Origin of the sequence: Arthrobacter agilis (genome assembly GCF_002953615.1) — a bacterium.
Lineage (GTDB): Bacteria > Actinomycetota > Actinomycetes > Actinomycetales > Micrococcaceae > Arthrobacter_D > Arthrobacter_D agilis_B.
In genome coordinates, this window is the sequence record NZ_CP024915.1 from 2,119,755 (window position 1) to 2,122,979 (window position 3,225).

At 69.0% G+C, this 3,225-nt stretch carries 1 protein-coding gene and 1 pseudogene; both read right to left on the reverse strand.

The window, feature by feature from the left end; translation table 11 throughout:
- A partial coding sequence (topA, locus tag CVO76_RS10365) for a type I DNA topoisomerase (RefSeq protein ID WP_208739177.1) occupies positions 1-2,465 on the reverse strand: 2,465 nt, incomplete at its 3' end.
- A 123-nt stretch (positions 2,466-2,588) separates the two neighbouring features.
- Positions 2,589-3,225: pseudogene (locus tag CVO76_RS10370) on the reverse strand (SAM-dependent methyltransferase); the annotation flags it as partial.

The window sequence follows — 3,225 nt, forward strand, 5'->3', positions numbered from 1 at the left end:
TAGATCTCCAGCGCCTGCTCGAGGGTGATCGTGAAGATCTCCTCCTCCGAGCCGATGGACCGGGAATCGCTGCCCTTCTTCAGGTACGGGCCGAACCTGCCGTTCTGCACCGTGATCTCCTTGCCGTCCTCGTCCGTCCCGAGGACACGCGGCAGATTCATCAGCTTGAGGGCGTCCTCGAGCGTCACCGTGTCCACGGCCATGGACTTGAAGAGCGAACCCGTGCGGGGCTTGACCTTCGCAGGCTTCTTCGGCGGCTTCGGCTTGCCGTTCTTGTAGTACTCGACCGGCTGGCTCGCGAGCTCCTCGGCCGTGACCTCGGGGATCAGCTCGATGACGTACGGCCCGTAGCGCCCGTCGCGGGCCACGATCGTGCGCCCGGTCTCCGGGTCGGTGCCGAGAACGCGTTCCTCCGACGTCGGCGCCTCCATCAGTTCGATCGCCTTCTCGGCCGTCAGCTCGTCCGGTGCGAGGTCCTCGGGCACGTTGGCGCGCTGGGGCTCGGTCCCCTCGGGCGCATCCTCCGGCAGGGGCTTCTCGAGATACGGGCCGAACTTGCCCACCCGCAGGGTGATGCCCTCGGCGATCTCCACCGAGTTGATCCGGCGCGCGTCGATCTCGCCGAGCTCGTTGACGATCGTGTGCAGGCCCGTGTCCTTGCGGTCACCGTAGTAGAAGTGGTTGAGCCACTCCACGCGCCCGGCCTCGCCCCGCGAGATGCGGTCGAGGTCCTCCTCGAGTTCCGCCGTGAAGTCGTAGTCGACGTAGTCGTTGAAGTGCTCCTCGAGCAGGCGCACCACGGAGAACGCGATCCAGCTCGGCACGAGGGCCTGGCCGCGGGTCCGCACGTAGCCGCGGTCCATGATGGTGGACATCGTCGCGGCGTACGTGGACGGGCGGCCGATCCCCCGCTCGTCCAGCACCTTGACCAGCGAAGCCTCGGTGTAGCGCGGCGGCGGGGACGTCTCGTGGCCGATGGCCTCGATCGCCGTCGCACCGAGGGCGTCGCCCGTGGCGACGTTGGGCAGGCGCGTGCCCTGGGCGTCGTCGTCGGAGCCGTCCTCGTTGCGGTCGGCGTCGCGGCCCTCCTCGTAGGCGGCGAGGAAGCCGCGGAACGTGATGACGGTGCCGGAGGCGGCGAATTCGGCGTCCCGGCCGTCGGCGCTCGTCGCGCCGAGGCGGAGCGAGGCCGTCGAACCCTTGGCGTCCGCCATCTGCGAGGCCACGGTCCGCTTCCAGATCAGCTCGTACAGGCGGAATTCGTCACCGCGCAGGGACTGGGCGACCTGCGCGGGGGTGCGGAACGAGTCTCCCGCAGGACGGATGGCCTCGTGCGCCTCCTGGGCGTTCTTGGCCTTCCCCTTGTAGACGCGGCGCGACTCGGGGACGTACTCGGGACCGTACAGCTCGGAGGCCTGCCGGCGGGCGGCGTTGATGGCCTGGTCCGAGAGCGCCGACGAGTCGGTACGCATGTAGGTGATGTAGCCGTTCTCGTACAGCCGCTGCGCCACCTGCATGGTGACCTTCGAGCTGAAACGCAGCTTGCGGGCCGCCTCCTGCTGCAGGGTCGACGTCGTGAACGGTGCCGCGGGACGGCGCGTGTACGGCTTCGTCTCGACGGAGCGCACGGTGAAGGCGGCGCTCTCCAGCCCGGCGGCGAGGGACCGTGCCGCCTCCTCGTCGAGCCGGACCGCGTTGGCGCCCTTCAGCTCGCCGCGGTCGGTGAAGTCCTTGCCGGTCGCGATCCGGCCGCCGTCGACGGCGACGAGCTTGGCCGGGAAGGTGCTGCCCTTCGCCGAGTCCTCGGGGGTGAACGTGCCGGTGAGGTCCCAGTACGAGGCGGTCCGGAACGCCATCCGCTCGCGCTCGCGCTCCACGACGAGCCGAGTCGCCACGGACTGCACGCGCCCGGCGGACAGGCCGCGGGCCACCTTGCGCCACAGCACGGGGGAGATCTCGTAGCCGTACAGTCGGTCGAGGATGCGCCGGGTCTCCTGGGCGTCGACCATGGGGATGTCGACGTCGCGCAGCTCGCCCATGGCGCGCGTCACGGCTTCCTTGGTGATCTCGCCGAACGTCAGGCGGTAGACGGGGACCTTCGGCTTGAGGACCTGCAGCAGGTGCCACGCGATGGCCTCGCCCTCGCGGTCGTTATCGGTCGCGAGATAGAGCTCGTCGGCGTCCTTCAGGGCGGCCTTGAGCTCGGCGACCGTCTTCCGCTTCTCCGGGGAGACGACGTAGTACGGCTCGAAATCCTTGTCGAGGTCCACGGCGAACTTGCCCACCGAGGACTTCTTGAGTTCGGCGGGGAGGTCGGAGGGCTGCGGGAGATCCCGGATGTGCCCCATGGACGCCGCGACCTGGAAACCCTCGCCGAGATAGCCCGAAATGCTCTTGATCTTGCTGGGGGACTCTACGATGACGAGCTTCTTGCCGTGCTTCTTGTCCGTGGCCTTGGTCGGCACATCTCTCCTATATATACGGGTGCGATGCCGCGGCAGGTGCGTGGGTGTCCGGTCCGGATCCCGCTGCTCGGCCTCACCTCACAGTATGCGTCATGCGTACCTGCACAAGGGTAACCGCTGGTTTCAGGGGGCCGGAATCAGGAAGCCCTCGCGGACGAGCTGCTCGACATCGACCAGCAGTTCCGCTGTGAACGCCGCGTCGGGCCGGTCCAGGAGCATCGCGAGCGCACCCGCGATCTGGCCCGCGGTGAGATCGCCGTCGCATGCGGACACGAATCCGGCGAGCTCGGTGCTCAGCAGCGTGGTGCGCCGCAGCCCCGCTCCCTGCCGCAGCAGGATGACGCCGGGATGTTCCGCTCCGGGCCGTGCATGACGTTCCTCGGTGACGTCGTCCGCCACCAGCAGGAACTCGTCGGCGATCCCGATGCCCGACGCCGCCTGCTCCGTGTGGGCGGCGAGCCAGTCGTTCCGGCCGATCGCGGCGGCAAGGTGGGGGCCCACGGGCTGTTCGATCTCGTGGGTGATCTCCTCCAGCGTGACCCGGACGAGGTCGTTGGGGTTGCCGGGCCGACGCAGCCATACGGAGCCGAAGCCGATCCCCTCGACATCCCGCGACGCGAAGTCCGCGAGGTAGTCCGCGAAGCTCTCGAGGTATGCCTCCCGGTCGCGGTTCTCCGCGGCGTCCCGCAGCCACGTCTCGGCGTACTGCACGGGTGTCAGCTGTTCGCGCTGGATGACCCAGGCGTCGACGCCGGGCGGG